This is a genomic window from Microbulbifer epialgicus (assembly GCF_041447265.1).
GTDB lineage: Bacteria > Pseudomonadota > Gammaproteobacteria > Pseudomonadales > Cellvibrionaceae > Microbulbifer > Microbulbifer epialgicus.
This window is the reverse complement of record NZ_JBGMEK010000006.1, coordinates 107,400-124,858: the sequence shown is the minus strand read 5'-3', so window position 1 is coordinate 124,858 and position 17,459 is coordinate 107,400. Positions and strand designations below refer to the sequence as shown.

Genomic DNA, 17,459 nt, shown 5'->3' with positions numbered 1-17,459 from the left:
CCGTAATTGCCGCTTAGAGCGGCTCACAAAATTAAAGCCCCCGGCTTTGCCGGGGGATACTTACTAGCCACTCACCGGATTCCAAGCTTGCGGCATGGCGTTTGATGGACTTCAGGGCTTCTTCTAATGATTGGTCGCGCAAGTCTAGTGTGGTGTTGAGCTGGCCCAGACCCAGCATATGGCCGTGGGCATCAATCAAACCGGGCAGTAATGTTTTGCCTTTGGCATCAATCGTGTCCGCATCGGGATACAGCTTCTCAAGCTCTGATATGCTGCCGGTTTCCAGTACCTTCCCCTGGTCGAAGGCCATGGCGTTGAACTGGATCAGGGCTTTATCGGTAGTTTGGTAGCCTGAAAAATTGTGTATCACCGTAACAGCTTGAGTGCTAACAGACGAAGCAGCGAGGAGTGCTGCAGCCATAACACGGGAAAGTCGCATGGTTGGGAACCTTTTTATTTTAATTTTCAGCTATTCTATGGCGGCTTTAGTCTTTATGGAAAGGTGAACACGGGTAGCGATGTTTGCTTCCCGTGTTGTGATAGCTAGCTCTCTTATTGATCGGGGTCGATACGTAGTAGTTTGCCCTGGGGACCATCAGTGATCACGTAGAGGGTACCATCTGCTCCGATTTCAGAGTCGCGGACTCTCTCGCCAATGACAATGCGCTGCTCACCGGTAAGCGCATCGCCCTCTGGGTTAATTACTCGTAAGTCTTGGGTGACCAATCCCGCTGAAAGCAGGTGTCCACGCCATTCGGGAAAGGCTTTGCCGGTATATACGGTGAGGCCGCCGGGAGCATGAGTATCTATCCAGGCAAGAACGGGAGAGACAAATTCCGGATCAGCAATTTTGAAGGAGATATTTGAGCCATCGCGATAGTCCCTGCCAAAAGTGACTCGGGGCCAGCCGAAGTTGGCTCCTTTTTCTAGTCGATTCAGTTCATCTCCTGCGGCGGGGCCGTGTTCATTGGACCATACCACTTTACTTTCCGGATCGATAGCGAGCCCCTGGGAGTTACGATGGCCAAAGCTCCAGATCTCAGGCTGGGCACCTTCCATTTTAACAAAGGGGTTGTCGTCAGGTACCGAGCCGTCAGGCTTGATGCGGATTACCGAGCCAAAATGGGTGTGGAGGTTTTGCCCCTGTTCACGTGCAAAAATATCCAGGTATGACTGTGGGGGATTTCCTCCATCGCCGATGGTGGCCAACAGAGTACCATCGGGCAAAAATGCAAATCGTGAGCCAAAATGCCGGTCATTTGTTTTACCCTGGGCTGCCTTAAATATCTCTTCAAATCCTTGTAAGGCACCGTTTAGCCACTTGCCCCGGCCGATGGCCAGCCGGTTTTCTTGTGTATTGCCGATGGAATAACTAAAAAAGAGCAGATTATCCTTTTCAAAATTGGGGCTGGCTGCGACATCCAGGAGACCGCCTTGACCTTCAAAGTATACCTGGGCGGGAAAGTCTACGGGATCTGAGAGGTTGCCATCTTTAACTGTGCGTATTTTCCCATTGCGCTGCGTTATAACTAAAGTGCCATCGGGTAGCAGCGCTATGCCCCAGGGGTATTCGATAGGGCCAGCTACCTGGCTCAGTTTTACATTATCAATGACAGGAATCGCACCTCGGGATATACGTGTGTCAGCGAAACCGTTACTTGCAATAATGGTGCAGACGAGCGCGGCAGCTGTCGCGAATGAGATCCTTCTCACTTTGCCTCCTAAGGACATTCGGCTGGGGGTGGGTGACCTGTTTGTGGGAGTTCTTGGAGTATATCAGCGGCAAGACGCAAATTGTGGGGGCAAGGTTACAGTTGTGAAGTTCTCGGCCTGACTCTTTGGAGGCAGAAATATTGGTTTAGACTTCGATTCATTGAAATACTTTTAGGAGGCGGGAGCCATGGCCCGCTGGATGATTGTCGCAGGACTGATCTTAGTTGTTTTGGGAGCGCTATTGCACTTTGCGCCCTGGCTATTCAACTGGTTTGGACGTTTGCCGGGTGATATCCGTGTGGAGTCCGGCCGCACGCGGTTTTACTTTCCTATAGTGTCGATGATCATTCTGAGTTTGGTGTTAAGTTTGCTGGTAAATCTATTTCGACGTTAGTATGTAAAATTCAGTTTTCAATTGGTAGGTCTATAAAAAAGTGGCGATGGAGCGAAGGAAGGATAATCCCCGCCAAACTAGTGGTCTGGCGGGGGAGGTTAGCCTTAAGGTATATAACGGAAGCGCATCAGTTTGTAGGGTGGTTTCGCGTTTCCAAGTCCTGAACTGAAGGCGGGATGCTGGTGTAGTTGATCCTGGGTGATATAAACCCAGCCATTGCTTACCGCCAGGCTATCGGGCCATGAAAGCTGCTTGTCTTGCACCAGAATTCTGTAATCGCCTTTTGTAGTCAAGCCTATTGCATTATTTTGCAGGTCAGTAACGAGAATCCCATTCCCCGGCGCCATCACAATGCCATCGCTTGGATTCTTTGGCCCAAATTCTTCAATGTTAGAGGCAAGCTTCTCATTGGAGATTCTATGGTCAGCCAGTAGTGCTGCAGGTAAGCGATATAGGGTATTACCACTTAAGGTGCCGAAATATAACCACTCGCCCTGATCATCCAATGCTATTGGGTTCAGGCCAAAGTGTAAGCTTTTACTGGAATTTTCTTTGGTTTTTGCTGATAGTAGTACGCCATCAATCACGACATCCTGGTTGGGGGGCATAAAAGCATCGGCGCTCTCCAGTACCCGTCGCGACTGCCCTGTCTTAAGGTCAACTACAATGATCGCCGGTTTAGTAGCGCCGTTGAAGTTACCAAAAGACATATCGGCGATATAAATTTTCTGGCGTTTCTCATCCAGGGCAAAATCTTGTGGGAATGAGTTGGTGAGCAGTGAGGCTTTGGATATTTCCAGCTGCTTGTGCAATTTATTATTTACACTGTCCCAGGCAACTAATTGAGTTGGGGAAGTTTCGCTGCCCATATCCAATATCCAAACAATGCCTTTACTGTCGGAGTGAATGCCAATAACTGAGGCAAAGCCGACTTTACCGGTTTCAGGCCCGTCGGCCCAATCACGGTTGGGGAAAGGCTGCTTGGTTCCGTTGGCCATGACCTCCATTACTTTTAGCTTTGGCGCATCCAGAGGATGCATGCTAACCAGAATTCGACCATTGGGGGTGACCGTAACACCCGCCGCACGGGAGTCAGTAAATTCCGTTACCGTTTGCAGGGCCTCTGCTTCAGCTGCGTAGCCTGACTGGGTTGCAACACTGCCTATTCCGAGTAGGGCAAATGCAGCAATTAGACTATTTAGAGGTTTCATATTTCACGTTCCTAGATTTAAATTTGGGAGTAGGTTTTATTGGTTTTTTGCTGAAGTGCGTAGCTCGTCTTCTAAAGCACTCAATTTGCTATTGCCAATATAAAGCTGCGAGAGAGCTGACATGGCGGCATCACCGATTCTCTGCTTGGCATCTTTGCGCACGATAAGGGTTGCTTCATCTTGCGTGCCCAACAGGCCTTTGGGCTCTTTGAGAGCACGGATGGTGTAGCGGTTATGTAGAAATTGTGGATGCCACAATGGGATCATTACCCATCGGCCCTGTGCGACTGCGCTTTCAAATCGATCAAAGCAGTCTTCTTCTGTTCCTGGGTGAAATTCGTAACCGGCTTTGTCGAGCCCGTATGCCTGGACCATCTCTGCGGAAAAACGGCTGATGCCTGCCCCAGGGTTGATACCTTGAATCAAGCGCTCCATACGACTTAGGGCCGGTTCTCGCACAAGGTCTTCAACGCCGGAGACAGCCTCTACAGGCACGTAGTCCGGTACCCCCCAGATGCAATATGGCTCGTAGAGCACAGATACTTTCTCTACCTGGTCAAGCAGAGGGTTCAAGTAGACTTCGTGACTGGAGGGCAACCATGCGGAGGCTAATAGGTCTATCTCACCTTTTTTCAACATCTCGAAAGCCGCTTCATGGGGGGCTGATTTGAAGCTCACCTTATTCCCGTAAGATTGAAGAACTTTGGCGACTTCCAGTGCGCTGGCTTCGTGAAAAGACAGCGCGATATGACCAATACGAATGCTGTTATCCATATCTAATCTCCCTGTGAACGAGTTTTCTGACAAAACAGTAGCGACTGCTGATGGAGAGCATTGTGATTGTTTGGTTTAGGCAGATAAACTATATATATCCGAATTGATTATCCGGGATTACCAATCAATGTTTTTGAGCAATATCACCTTATTTTTGCAGATAGTGGAGAAGGGTAGTCTTGTGGCTGCAGCGCGTGACGCTGGGCTATCACCCAGTACTGTATCTGAGCGTCTTGCGGCTCTGGAGGCACATTTTGGTGTGGTCCTGTTAAATCGAACCACGCGAGCGATTAGCGTGACAGATGAAGGGCGGGCTCTGATGGAGGGGGCCAAGGTAATCCTCAGTGAAGTTGAGGACCTGGAAGCCCGCATTCGGCTGGGGGCACAGTCACTGTCTGGGGCGATACGTATCAGTGCGCCCTGTGATTTGGGTCGGGCCATTGTTGCTCCCGAGATTGATCAGTTCTTGCTAGAGCACCCGGCAATTTCGATAGAGCTTTTGTTATCTGATGGTTACGTGGATGTTGTTGGGCAGGGCATTGATATCGCATTGAGGTTTGGTGCAATCACCGATAGTTCGCTGCGGGTTCGAACTTTGAGTAAGAAGCAGCGCATCACCTGCGCCTCTCCAGACTACCTGAAAAAGCACGGTACCCCGAGCAAGCCTGAAGAGTTGAAGAACCATAACTGCTTGGTCATGCGCTTTGGTGAAAACCTGGATAATATTTGGCGTTTTGGGATAGAAGCTAAAGCACCGGAAGAAACATCATTACAAACAATCAATGTGCGGGGAGACCGCGTTACCAATGATGGTGAATTGGCAAGGCAGTGGTGCTTGAAGGGGTTTGGGATCATTCTGAAATCCGAGCTGGATGTGGGGCCAGATATTCAAACGGGGCGACTGATTAGACTATTAACCGAGTACACGCCTTCTTCAATACCGTTACAAATGCTCTTCCCACCGAGCCGTGCCCAGCCTCGGCGTGTGCGTGAATTTGCAGACAGATTGGCCCTGCGCTTCCAGTCAACTGAGTTTGAATTTGAGTAGGTGCCGTTCAGGGAATGGCAAGATAATCTGTTCAGTATTTCTTTGGCACCAACAATCTATCAGGGCCTGTAAACGATTGCCTTATGGCTTTTGAGGTGCAGAAAAAAAGGCCGCATGGGGAAGCGGCCGTAAGGGACTTAAATAGGAGAGTAGGAGAATGGCTTCTCCAGTCATCAAAAAAGAGGTCGTCCGTGACCCGTTTGATGATTGCCCCCGAAACTGCGCAATGCGCAGAGTGACTTGTGTTTCAGAGGCTGTGCTGGCCGTGACCAGCGACGACGCTTCCTTGCGCCGTATCAACCCGGCTATCCACTAATTAGCCGGGTTAATAACTAGAAATCGTACTTAACGGATGCAGAGAAAGTGCGCCCTGGTGCAGAGTTTACAGAGATATCGCTGTCCTCTCCCCAGCCAGCTACATTCAGGTAGGGCACATACTCTTTGTCGAGCAGGTTGTTGACGGCCAGGTTGAGGGACATCTGTTCCATCAACTGATAACCCAGCGTCCAGTCTACAGAGCCATAACCTGGAGCCTCTGTTTCTCCCTCATTCACCCGATCCATACGGTTCGCCCATCGCACCAGTACCTGGCTGGAGAGTTGCGCACCTGTGTAGGCGGCACCAACCACACCGGAAAGAGGGCTGATACTGGTGAGGTATTCACCAGAAGCATTATTATCTCCGTGTTGGTAGCTGGCGTTGGCAAATACCTCTACGGAGGGGGACATGTACCAGCTGGCACTTAGTTCCAGCCCCTTGATGGTAACGGATTCGATATTCTGGTATTGGCTTTTCTCAAATATATGTGTTGTGTTGCCCGAATTGTCATAGGTAATTTCCGTATCAATTACCACCGCTTGTAGGAACTCATCGTACTCGGTGTAGAAGGCTGCAGTGCTGAAGGCGATTGGGCCCAAATATCCACGCAGGCCAAGTTCAAATGTATCACTGGTCTCCGGGGACAAGTCGTCTGCAGGAATTACTGAGTAGCTTTCCATTGAACTATGGTAGCGGTAGTGTTCTAGGTAGGCTAGGTCATAGGCCGGTACCTTGAACCCCTGCCCATACTGAGCGAAGGTGGAGAGTTTTGAATTAATTTTATAAAGGGCTCCCAAATTAAAAGAGATGTTACTTTCTTCAATGGAGGCAAAAGGAGTGCCGTCAGATTTTTCTGCGCCATTGGGGTCCATATCGAACCAGTCATAACGGATGCCGGGGGTAACAGTCAGTTGGCCATTGGCAAAAGACATTTCGTCGTTCAGGAACAGGCCCACACGGGAAACTTCATTTTCCGGGAACTTATCGGTTGTCTCATCTTTGATTGGGGTGCCTTCCACTTCACGGTACTGGTGTACAGTACGGCGGCTTTCCGTTTGCTCCCAGTCGAGGCCATATCCTAGAGTGTGGGTCTCGCTCAGGGTCTTGCTGGCATTGGAAAGAAAGCCAATAGTGTCCTGGCTGTATTGAGCCGACTCCCACATATCGCGAATTTCAAAAACATTGAACATGGGAGAATTGATATCTAGCTGGCCGTATTGCTCGTCTTCCTGCTCAGATTTATTTTTGTATAGGCTGATATTTAGTTGATCATAGATCTTGCTAGGCGTTTCACTGTGGTAGCGCAGCTGATAGGATTTGGTGTCTTTTTCGGACACCGTATGTTCTTTTACTATGCTATAACCGGCGTCGGCTAAGCCTCGGAAATAAGACAATAATCCATCGGCGCGCTCGCCCTGAGTATCCTGATTCCAGTGGTCGATATTGAGACTAATAAAATCTTCGCCGCCCAGGTTGTACTTCGCCTTGTACAGCAGACTGTTGGATTCAATCTCGAAAGGGGCTTGGTTATTGTCGAAGCTTTGCTGCTCTTCGCCGTCGCGGAAGGTCATATGCAGCAGTTGCTCAAAATTACCGGTGCGGAAGGCCAGGGTGGGGGAGGCGTGTGCTTGATTGGTAATACCGGTGTATCCGGTTTTGATCGCACCGCCGAATTGCTCGCCATCTTCCAGATAGTCGCTGGCATCTTTGGTAGTGAATACCACGATGCCGGCCAGTGCATCAGAGCCGTATAGGGAGGAGGCAGCGCCCTTGGCAACTTCTACCTGTTTCAAGGTATCCACTTCAATAAAGCCACGGCCGATGATGTCATTCTGACCATCGGCCCCATAGCCTTCGTTAACCCGCATACCGTCTTTGATAATTAGTACACGGTCGCCACCCATGCCGCGCACAAGAATATTTTGCGCACCGCCTGCGGCGCCGGTTACTTCTACGCCGGGCTCGTATAGGAACAGCTGGTTCATATCGTTCAGTTGGAGCTGCTCGATTTCATCAGTAGTGACAACAGAAACGCTTCCTGCGACATCTTTCAGCGGCTTTTCCGCGCGGCCACTAACAACAATTACTTCCATGTCATTGCTGGAGGGGGATGCTGGGGCCTCTGCATACAGGTTGGAGGCGGAAGCTAGGCCCAATATGGCCGCTACGAGAGGGCGACGTTTCATGGTGTTGTCCTTGAGGTCGGTTCTTTATTTCTGCTCTTTACGGTGAGCTGCCGAAGGGCGCCTCACCGGGTGGCCGCGTTGGCCTATTCGCTGCGGATTATAGTGATGATTTTCACAATGTAAAGCTAAATGCGAATCACTATCAATAAGATTAAATTTGACCTTGTATGTTTGTTTAGGTAGTTTCCGCGGCCATTGATGTAGACCCAGAACAGCCAGGCTTAGGAGGCTTGCCGTGAATATTTCGATAATTGAAAGCTTAATGGCCGATGTGGCCGATCTGTTTATGGCCCCGGTATTGCTGACGATCCTGGTGTTATTTGTGTATGCGCTCTTTGCCTCGGGACGCTTTCTTTCTCTATGGATGCTGCGTCGCCGCAATGGGAATGCCTACCGTATGGCCTTGAATAAAGGTCGGGCAGAGAGGCTGCCTGGCTACCAAGTGCACAACTATTACGTAAGGCATCCCTTGGCTTCTGATGACGAATTGGAAGTTTTTGCTTTGAAGAAACTGGAAATGTTGCGCATGACCACCCGTATCGCTCCCATGCTTGGCTTGATTGCCACCATGATTCCGATGGGCCCGGCATTGCGTGCTCTGGCTGACGGTAATATCCAGGGCATCAGTGAAAACCTGATTATCGCTTTTGCGGCGGTGATCTGGGGGTTGGTGATTTCCACCCTGACTTTTTGGCCGGCCTCGGTAAAGAAGCGCTGGTTTGCCGCTGAGTTGATCAATATCCGCAAATTGAAGGAGGCCGCCTGATGCGCTTCCTGGATGAAGATGAAGAGCTCAACCCGATTTTGAGCGCGGTTAACTTGATTGATGTCTTTCTGGTGATTATTGCCGCACTGCTCATCGCTATTGCACAAAACCCGTTAAACGTGTTTTCCAACGAAAAGGTCACGGTGATCAAGAATGCCGGCGCGCCCAATATGGAAGTCATCGTAAAAGATGGGGAAGAAATCAAGCAGTACAAATCCACCGGAGAAATCGGTTCTGGAGAGGGCACTCGCGCGGGTGTTGCTTACCAGATGGCAGACGGCAGCCTGGTCTATGTGCCGGAAGGAAAAGAAGAGTCCGCAAAAGACAAGGCGGCAGGGGGTAAATAGTCATGTTGAAGAAGGTGTGCATGCAATTAGCATGCTTGGTGTTAGTAGCCTTCACTGCGATGATGGTGCAGGCCAGCGATAAGCCCAAAGTTTTGTTGATGATGTCCAGTCATACAGCGAAAGCCAAGGGGGAGCTGTTATCTGATTTGGCTGCAGATCAGCCGTTTACCCTGGAGATTTTTAACAGCAAAGGTAAGAGTGAAGAGCAAATAGCGCAGGCTTGGGGTTCCTCCAATTTGGTGATGCTAGACGGTATCAATCCGGCACTCTCCCAATTTATGTTTGGAAAATACCAACCTCTGCTAACCCAGTACCCCAAAGTGCCAGTGGTTTCCCTGGGGGATGCCGATAACGCCTCCATGAACCAGGGGCTGACCTCTGAACAGCACAAGTCCATCGCTGCGTATTTCAATAATGCTGGGCGCCAGAACTACCGGCATTTGATGCAGTTTCTCTCCGCGGGAGTCTTTGGCCTTACCGAGCTGCCTGTAGCCGATCCTATTATTGTGCCTAAGGTAGGCTTTTATCATCCGCGCCTGCCAAACCTGGTGACCGACAGTGAAGGGGATTTCTTTAAGTGGCTGCAAGCATCCAGAGAGCAGCCGGTTATAGGTCTGGCTATCCATCGCTCGGTAGTGGATTACGAGCAGCAGCAGGTTGTAGATGCAATCTTGGCTGCTCTGGAAGAAAAAGGAGCTAAGGCCTTTGCCTTTTTCTTTGAAGGTGAGGATCTGCCGCTTTCCTATCCGGATTTACTACAAAACGAAGCGGGGCAAACGCGTATTGATCTGATGATCAATTACCGCTCTCTCCATTACGTGAGTAAGCGTCGCGCAGAGTTCGAAAAGTTGGGTGTCCCGGTGATACATGCCCTGAACTATACCGAGGGCAGTGAAGCGGATTATCTTGCCGATAATAGTGGGGTCTCTCCTTCGTTAACTCCATTCTTCCTGGTGATGCCTGAAGACACCGGCAGTATCGATCCGGTAATTGTTGCCGCAAGTGAAGGTGGCAATAAGGTTGTAATGGCAGACCAGCTCGATGCTTTGGTGGAACGTGCCTGGAGCCATGCCTTTCTTGGCTACAAGAAAAATAGCCAGAAAAAAGTGGCTACTTTTATCTGGAACTACCCTCCCGGTGAGAAGAATATTGGGGCGGCCTTCCTCGATGTACCTTCTTCTATTGAGTCTATCGCCAAAGCCATGGCGGAGCGTGGCTATCAAATAGAACAGCAGGACTCCAAGACCCTGATCGCCTGGGCCGGTCAATTGCTGCGGCCCTATTATCGTCGTGAAGACAGCGCGGCACTGATTGATAAAGGTTTGGCTGACTGGATGCCACTTTCAACCTACGTCGATTGGTTTAATAGTTTGCCGGCCTCTGTGCGTGATCCCATTGTGGAGCGGTGGGGTAAGCCGGAAGATAACGCCATGTTGGCAGACAATAACGGTGAGCGCGCGTTTGTGATCCCACGTATGACGTTGGGTAACCTGATTGTTCTGCCACAGGGGGTGCGGGCGGATAATGCCAAAGATCATGCCTCCCTGTATCACGATATGAAAACGCCGGTAAATCATGCCTACCTGGCGGTTTATCTTTACGCGCGCAAAACTTTCGGGGCCGATGCCTATATTCACTTGGGGACACATGGTTCCCAGGAGTGGCTAACCGGTAAGGAGCGCGGACTCTCTGTGTTCGACGCCCCAAATTTGGCCCTGGGTAATATCCCGGTGTTCTATCCCTACATTATTGATAATGTAGGCGAGGCTATGCAGGCCAAGCGTCGCGGACGTGCGACAATGATCAGCCACTTGACACCGGGCTTCGCTAAAGCGGGTCTTTATGCCGAAGTGGCCGAACTCTCTGAATTGATTGGTAATTACCTGATTCTGGAAGAAGGGCAAACCCGGCAGAATACCCAGGAGCGTATTATCGCCCTGGCGGACAAGCTTAATATGCTTAAGGATTTGGAAATCAGCGCTGAAACCCTGCAGGCTGATTTCGACGGCCAGCTCAGTCGTCTTCAGGACCACTTGGCCCAACTGGCTGAAATGAGCCAGCCACTGGGTATCCATCGTTTTGGTCAGCTGCCCAAGTCAGAGCATCTCACTAGCACCATGCTGCAAATGCTGGGTGAAAACTTTATCTCCGCCGCCGGCCAATATGAGAGCGGCCAGGGCCTGAGTTTGCCGCAGGATCAGGTGCTGGATGAACGCAATGTGGTCACCCTAGAAGCACAGCCGGGTTATCAGCTGTTAAATGCCTACCTGGCTGGCCGCAAGTTGCCAGAACTTTCTGAAGAGCTGCAAAATTACCTGCAGCAGGGTCGGGAGTATGCCGATAACTTTGCCAGTATCGCTGAGCTACAAAACCTGATGCTGGCGCTCGACGGTGAGTACATTCCGGTGAGCTATGGGGGTGACCCTATTCGCAACCCGCAGGCAGTGCCTACCGGTCGCAACCTGATTGGATTCAACCCTGCCAAGGTGCCGTCCAAGGAGGCTTATGAGGCCGGCGTTCAACTGATGGAACAAACTATTGCCGACTATCGGGAAAAACACGGCCGTTTCCCGGATAAGCTGGCATTCTCCCTTTGGTCCCTGGAGACGATGCGCCACCAAGGTGCGTTGGAAGCGCAAATACTGCATGCGCTGGGTCTCAAGCCCAAATGGAATCAGCAGGGCAATGTTACTGGAACTGAGGTGATTCCCTATTCAGAGTTAAAGCGCCCTCGTATCGATGTGGTGATCTCTGCTACGGGCCTTTACCGCGATGCTTTCCCTAATGTGATGCTGTGGCTGGCGGAAGCCATCGATAAGGTGGCGCAGATGAAGGAGGAGAACAACTTTGTTTATCGTCACAGTCAGGCCTTACTGCAACAGCTAAAGGAAGAGGGCAGTTCCGAGGAGGATGCCCGCTATCTTTCCTCCGTGCGTATTTTCTCCAATGAAAGTGGCAATTACGGTACCGGCCTGAATGGTGCCAGCCTGGCTTCCGACAGCTGGGAGACAGACGATAAGCTGGCCGATCTGTATATGCGCCGCATGGGGTTTGCCTATGGCAAGGATGAGTCCCGTTGGAGCGAGGACCAGCGTAATGTTGCACTTTATGGCAAGGTGCTTTCCGGTACTGATGGGGTCATTTTCTCACGTTCCACCAACCTTTACGCGATGATGACCAATGACGATCCTTTCCAGTATTTTGGTGGTATGGGGCTAGCGGTGCGCAACCTCGACGGTAAGACGCCAGAGATGTACGTATCCAATCTGCGCCGTAAGGACAATATTAAAACCCAGACCCTGGGAGAGTTTGTCAATCAGGAAATGCGCAGCCGTTACTTCCATCCCCGCTGGATTGAGGCGATGCAGGAATCCGGCTATGCCGGCGCAACGGCAATCCTGGATCGCGTGAACAACATGTGGGGTTGGGAGGTGATGACCCCGGAAACCATTCGCGATGACCAATGGCAGGAGATGTTTGAAGTCTACGTGGATGATAAATACCAAATGGATATGCGCGAGTTCTTTGAAGAGCACAACGCAGAAGCCCTGGCGCAGATGTTGGAGCGTATGCTGGAGGCAGTGCGTAAGGGCTACTGGCCTGCCGATATGGAAACGCTCAAGAAAATGATCGAAACATACACTGAGCTTGCAAACCAACATGATGTCGTAACCGATAATGAAAAATTTACGGATTATGTAAGCGAGCAAGCGCTTGGTTTTGGCTTGGCTCCCCTGCTGAGTGCACAAGCCGCTGAAAATATTCCTACCAGTGCGGCTGCGCCCCAGGAAGTTAGTGGTCAGAAACTTGAGCAGGTAGAGAAGCCCAGCGCCCAGGAAAAACCTCAGGAATTTATCTGGTTACTATTGTTGGGAATTCTATTTGCAGGATTTGCAAGCGTATTTTTTGAACGTGGGGAGCAGCGTGTGACCCATGCTTGAGGGTGCCGGTCAGTAAAGATTATTGACAACGCATAGTATTTCAAACCCATTCTCCAGAGCGCTTCTTGCCAGCAACATATGCAGATGTTGCTGGCTTTTTTCGTCTTGGGCTACTGGTGAAATTTTGCTGAGATTTCCTTTAATTCTGTCGGCATCTCCCATGATGAGGCAAATAAAATAAACAATGAAGTAATCTCCATCAGGAGTTTGTGAAAAGTTTGTGAAAATTTCATTGCGTGGAAATCAGTATCAAGCGTCTCAGCTAAGTAGTGGATGTTAAGAAGGGTTAAGCCTCAGTTGAGGTGCAGATTATATGGGTATCGGCACCGAGCAGTTTTCCTGGAGTTAGCATAAAATTTTTACAGTGAGAAGCTAATGAGAAAAATAATTCCGCTGATTGCTCTCCTTTGTGCTGGAGGGTATTTTTTCTGGGCGAAGAGTCAAACAGATAGCCCACAACCGATTACTGAAAAAGCAGTCTCGCCTCCTTCCAAGAAGATTGTTCCAACTGAAACCAAATCTACTGGCGATATCGTAGAGGTGTCCTCTGTTGATGAACAAGAGGTGGACTCTGACAGTAACTTGATGTGGGCAGAATCGGATATAGCTAGGCAAGTCTTGTATGAATCAGGACGTTTGCCGGTCGATTTAAATGGAGAGACATATCTTGAGATCGATGTAGAGGCTCTAAAGAATTTATCTATTGGAGACTATGTCGATATAGAAATGCCGGGAGTTGAAGGTGATTACGATGCCCTGGTAGATAAAGTTAAGGAACATGCTAGCGGTAATAAGACGGTACAAATGAATCTTCCAGGGTTCGGTAGCGTCTACTTTGTTAGTTTTACCTTTGGTAAAGACACAGTGTATGGAAATTTAACCCTGCCTTCAGGATCTTACTCACTGGAGGCGCAGGGTAACTATGCATGGGTAGCCTCTAAAGCAGATTTAACCAAGAATCATGTTGAAGACGATTTAAACTTCAAGCTTCCAGAGGCTAAATAAAGTTTTGATGCGAAATTTGGTTGAAAGCTGTTGGGATTAGATCTGTCAATTTGAGGAGGTATTTTTTTAGTTTTTTTGCTTGGTGCAGCGAGACTCTTTGTTGTTTAACCTCTGGGAGTAATGCCTCCACAGGGCTGCTAAAGACTAAGGAGAAACTCTCTGATCCAGTTTGGGGTACATTCCACCTTCTTTGCTGAGGTCGAAACCGCGATGTAACCGGTATCATGCCTAGAGCTGAAAAGGTTTGGTAAAGATCAACTTGTAAAAAAAGGAATCTGTCATGAGTTTAAAATATTACTGCGCCTTTGCGGTAGCCGCACTAAATTTATCGAGTGTTGTTAGTGCTGAAACCATTGGTATTACCATGCTGTACACACAACCGGCAGCCCAGCATACGGGTGATATTTCAGTAAAAATCGACAGTTTGATCAGTGAAGCAAACCGTATTTATGAAAACAATGACGTAGATATTCAACTTGAGTTAGTAGATTCACGGCAATTTTCTGATTTAAATATGACGGTAACAGGAGAAAGCCTGGCAGAAGTAGCTGGCGTTAATGCATATATTGAATCTGAGGCAGGTATTCCTACCTGGGATAAGTTTTTGGCCTGGGGTGGGTGGTCAGAAGAAAAAGAGCGTGAATCTAAGGGGGCTGATATGGTGGCTCTTTTAGGTATGGGGGAGCCGGCATTTGAAAATGGAGAGCGGGTTGGAACTTACTGTGGCATCGCTTATCTAGGGGAGGGGGCCAATGGCGTAATGGATCAAATGAGCAAGCGTAGAGCTTATAGTGTGACGGCAGTTGATTGTAGCGGTGGCGCCCTGACATTTGTTCACGAGCTTGGTCACAACATGGGATTGAGTCACTCTCCCCGTCAACCTGGACAGCCCGGTGTTTATTCATATGGATGGGGTCATGGTGTGGATGATAATTTTTCAACAATAATGGCATATCCGCATTATTATGGCGATGCAATTCGTCTGGACATGTTCTCTAACCCGGGCAAACTTTGTAATAGTTTGGCTTGTGGTGTTGAAAATGTATCTGATTCTCACAGAGCGATAGTGCCAATTATTGACGATATGGCAGGTTACTATTAAATAGCTGTCTCACAGGACTAATTAACCTGTACAAAATAAGGTCGAGGGCAATTCTTAAAGTCGGTTTTGCCATTTCTCGGATAAATCTATTTTTTGGTCAATAGATAAAATAAAGCAAGTGGTTTTTAGGGCTCCATACTTATTTCGTATTGTCCATATAACAACAGTTTGATTGTAAATGGCTTATCGACTCTGGTTTTTAGTTGATGTAAATTTTACCTGTTTCAGGGATTCTTCAAATATAAATCAGATGAGGTTGGGTCTTAGGTTTTGTATGCTTTTTTTGACGGTTTATTTTATAAGCCGTTATTCAGCACAGGTAGTGCTGCTGCTATACCTGCAACCCCAGGGAGCTTGTACCCCCGCAGGCAGCGGGGAGATCAGGGAAGGTCTTCTTTGCTGAGTTAGGGGAAAAACAGATCTTAACCCCCTTTGCGTAAGCTATATCACTTTGGGGATTTAGGATCTAGTGTTAGGGGTAAGTGACTTAATAATAAAAGGTATTATCATGAGAATAAAAAATAGTTTGGTAGCCGCGGTAGCGGCCCTAAGCCTGTCAAGTGTGGCTAGTGCTGAAACGGTTAACGTTTCTGTTTGGTATACCGAGCCAGCCGCTCAGTCGGTTGGAGATATGTCTGCTAGGATCGATAGTTTTATTAGTGTGGCTAATCGAATATACGAAAATAACGATCTGGATATCCAGCTTGAGGTGGTTGATTCACGAAAGTATTCCGATGAGGATATGCGAATATCAGGCGAAAGTCTCAATGATTTTTCTGGCCTGGCTGAATATATGGAGCAAGATGATACTCCGACCTATGAGGAAATAGCTAACGTTGCTCCCGGTTATATTGGAGAGCAGCGTGGCGTCCATGGGGCCGATATGGCTATTTTGCTGGGTAAGGCTTACCAGGAAGGGAATTCAATAAGCTGCGGTATAGCCTGGATTGGGATAGGCAGTAATGGCGTTATGGACCCCGCATCAAAAAGACTCGCTTACAGTATGACTGCTGTAGATTGTGGGGGCGCCGATCTGACATTTGTCCATGAGCTTGGTCACAATATGGGGTTGACCCACTCTCGCAGACAGGGTGATACATCGGGAGGTGTTTATACATACGGCTTAGGGCATGGAGTTAACAATAGCTTCTCCACTATTATGGCTTATCCTCACTATTTTGGCAGCGCGGAGCGTCTAGATACATTTTCAGATCCGGATAAAATCTGCAATGGCCGGGCCTGTGGAGTCAACAATAGGGCTGATGCGCATCGAGCATTGGAGCCGATCCTTGACGATATAGCAGGCTATTACTGAGTACAATTTCTCTCTTGATCCAATAAATCATCCGCCTGTCGGTTGATTATAATTCCTTAGGGAGGGCTTTGCCCTCCCTTTTTTTTGCTATTTTTTTCTTGCCTGTTTTCTTCTAAAAATATTTTTTTGTCATTTTGTACGCAACTTGCCTCTATTTTTGGTTATAGATTTATAACTTTTAGTGGGTGTTGAGTGGATGAACTTCTCATTATTTTCACGGAGGTATATTTGTTGGTTGCGTTAAAGCCTGTAGTTTTTTATTGTTCATTTAATCGTTTGTTTTGTTGTTTTTTTTAGTTTTTTTCTGTGAGTTATCTTTTTGAGGTGTTTTGAGGGTGTGGTGTCGTCGTTCTTCTGGGCCTGATCGATAGTTTTAGCTGGGAAATGATTACTCTCTGGTCAAAATCTGTAAGGAATAATTTGCCTCTTAGGTGTTGGGTTTCTGCGGTTTTATTTAAGCAAATAAATATTGGGGTGGTGAACTGTGAAGAAGTTTGTTTTTCCTGTTTTGGTTGTCTTGCTGGGGGCTGGTTATTATTTTGGGTCTAAAGGGCAGTCTAATTCTAAAAGTCAGGTTGCCAAAATTTCGGATCCAAAAATAGTCGTTGATAGAGTTCCTATAGGAAAAGCTTCAGAAGAGGTTGTTGAAGAAGAGGTTTCTATTTCTGACGAAATTATTGAGGAGGCTGAAATGGCCCTGTGGGAGCAGTCGGAATTGGCAAGAGAGGTGCTTCATGCGAATGGCCGTTTGCCAAAAGACCTCAAGGGCGAAACCTATCTTGAGCTTAATGTTGAAATGCTAAGGAATTTGGAAGTTGGTGATTATATTGACCTGGATCTTCCTGGAGTTGAAGGCGACTATGACGCGCAAGTGAGTAGTATTCAGCAGCATGCCAGCGGAAATAAAAGTCTGGAACTAAATTTTCCGGGTTATGCCCGTCTAGTTGGTGCCACAATAACGCTTGGAAAGGATGTGGTTTATGCCCAGCTGAACCTGCCATCGGGCTCTTACACTATGGAAGCGCAAGATGGTTATGCTTGGATTGCTCCTAATGGAGCGTTGATTCAGGGCCATGTGGAAAATGGGGATCTTCGCTGGAAGCCGTCATCCCCGAGCGAAAAATCGAATGATGGCGAACTTCTAATTGACGATGAGCGGTAAAGAATCTATTGATAAGAAACACTTGGTTTCTAATCTTTAGATCGGCATAGGATGTGTCGAGATGTGGCCCGTAAATACTAAATGTCTACTTCTTAGACTGGTGGAGAATAAGGGATTATTTCTGTTCGGGTTAGGGTGCTAAAGCATGCCTTATTGACAGCTGATATATTCTTAACG

15 protein-coding genes are annotated in these 17,459 nt (G+C 48.4%); 10 read left to right on the top strand and 5 right to left on the bottom strand.

Translation table 11 applies throughout. The annotated features are described in order from the left end of the window. Positions 1-31: 31 nt before the first annotated feature. On the bottom strand, positions 32-439 hold the full coding sequence (locus tag ACCI49_RS04950) for an amidohydrolase family protein (RefSeq protein WP_371837870.1): 408 nt from the start codon (positions 437-439) through the stop codon (positions 32-34). A gap of 113 nt (positions 440-552) precedes the next feature. Next, the gene (locus ACCI49_RS04945) at positions 553-1,713 is read right to left on the bottom strand and encodes a PQQ-dependent sugar dehydrogenase (protein WP_371837869.1); all 1,161 of its coding nucleotides are present in this window, start codon (positions 1,711-1,713) and stop codon (positions 553-555) included. A gap of 187 nt (positions 1,714-1,900) precedes the next feature. On the opposite strand from ACCI49_RS04945, the gene ACCI49_RS04940 reads away from it, so the two are divergent. After that, positions 1,901-2,107: a DUF2905 domain-containing protein gene (locus tag ACCI49_RS04940; protein WP_371837868.1), complete on the top strand. Its 207-nt coding sequence runs from the start codon at positions 1,901-1,903 to the stop codon at positions 2,105-2,107. A 104-nt stretch (positions 2,108-2,211) separates the two neighbouring features. Here ACCI49_RS04940 and ACCI49_RS04935 read toward each other — a convergent pair whose 3' ends face one another. Further along, entirely contained in the window at positions 2,212-3,318 is a 1,107-nt protein-coding gene (locus ACCI49_RS04935; RefSeq protein WP_371837867.1) for an L-dopachrome tautomerase-related protein, read from the bottom strand. A 36-nt stretch (positions 3,319-3,354) separates the two neighbouring features. After that, a complete protein-coding gene (locus ACCI49_RS04930) occupies positions 3,355-4,092 on the bottom strand; it encodes a glycine betaine ABC transporter substrate-binding protein (protein WP_371837866.1) in 738 nt (245 codons plus the stop codon). 127 nt (positions 4,093-4,219) lie between these two features. Here ACCI49_RS04930 and ACCI49_RS04925 point away from each other — a divergent pair, with 127 nt between their 5' ends. Both ACCI49_RS04925 and ACCI49_RS04920 read left to right on the top strand, forming a co-directional pair. Next, positions 4,220-5,140 (top strand): LysR family transcriptional regulator, encoded by a 921-nt coding sequence (locus tag ACCI49_RS04925; RefSeq protein WP_371837865.1) that lies wholly within the window; start codon positions 4,220-4,222, stop codon positions 5,138-5,140. Positions 5,141-5,297: 157 nt separating this feature from the next. After that, entirely contained in the window at positions 5,298-5,456 is a 159-nt protein-coding gene (locus ACCI49_RS04920; protein WP_371837864.1) for a hypothetical protein, read from the top strand. A 16-nt stretch (positions 5,457-5,472) separates the two neighbouring features. On the opposite strand, the gene ACCI49_RS04915 is transcribed toward ACCI49_RS04920, so the two are convergent. Continuing rightward, on the bottom strand, positions 5,473-7,644 hold the full coding sequence (locus ACCI49_RS04915) for a TonB-dependent hemoglobin/transferrin/lactoferrin family receptor (RefSeq protein ID WP_371837863.1): 2,172 nt from the start codon (positions 7,642-7,644) through the stop codon (positions 5,473-5,475). A 235-nt stretch (positions 7,645-7,879) separates the two neighbouring features. Between ACCI49_RS04915 and ACCI49_RS04910 the strand changes: the two genes are divergently transcribed. From ACCI49_RS04910 to ACCI49_RS04880, 7 genes are all read left to right on the top strand, one after another. Further along, entirely contained in the window at positions 7,880-8,410 is a 531-nt protein-coding gene (locus tag ACCI49_RS04910; RefSeq protein ID WP_371837862.1) for a MotA/TolQ/ExbB proton channel family protein, read from the top strand. Then, positions 8,410-8,757 (top strand): DUF2149 domain-containing protein, encoded by a 348-nt coding sequence (locus ACCI49_RS04905; RefSeq protein ID WP_371837861.1) that lies wholly within the window; start codon positions 8,410-8,412, stop codon positions 8,755-8,757. The genes ACCI49_RS04910 and ACCI49_RS04905 overlap by 1 nt, the downstream gene beginning before the upstream one ends. A gap of 20 nt (positions 8,758-8,777) precedes the next feature. Continuing rightward, positions 8,778-12,698, top strand: coding sequence for a cobaltochelatase subunit CobN (cobN, locus tag ACCI49_RS04900; RefSeq protein WP_371837860.1), 3,921 nt, complete (start codon positions 8,778-8,780; stop codon positions 12,696-12,698). A gap of 375 nt (positions 12,699-13,073) precedes the next feature. After that, positions 13,074-13,703 carry a protease inhibitor BamI-like protein gene (locus ACCI49_RS04895; RefSeq protein WP_371837859.1) on the top strand — a complete coding sequence of 210 codons (630 nt, stop codon included), beginning with the start codon at positions 13,074-13,076 and terminating at the stop codon, positions 13,701-13,703. Positions 13,704-13,983: 280 nt separating this feature from the next. Beyond that, complete coding sequence (locus ACCI49_RS04890; RefSeq protein ID WP_371837858.1) at positions 13,984-14,805, top strand: zinc-dependent metalloprotease family protein; 822 nt, start codon at positions 13,984-13,986, stop codon at positions 14,803-14,805. 508 nt (positions 14,806-15,313) lie between these two features. Next, on the top strand, positions 15,314-16,120 hold the full coding sequence (locus ACCI49_RS04885) for a zinc-dependent metalloprotease family protein (RefSeq protein WP_371837857.1): 807 nt from the start codon (positions 15,314-15,316) through the stop codon (positions 16,118-16,120). A gap of 484 nt (positions 16,121-16,604) precedes the next feature. Next, positions 16,605-17,282, top strand: coding sequence for a protease inhibitor BamI-like protein (locus ACCI49_RS04880; protein ID WP_371837856.1), 678 nt, complete (start codon positions 16,605-16,607; stop codon positions 17,280-17,282). Positions 17,283-17,459 lie beyond the last annotated feature (177 nt).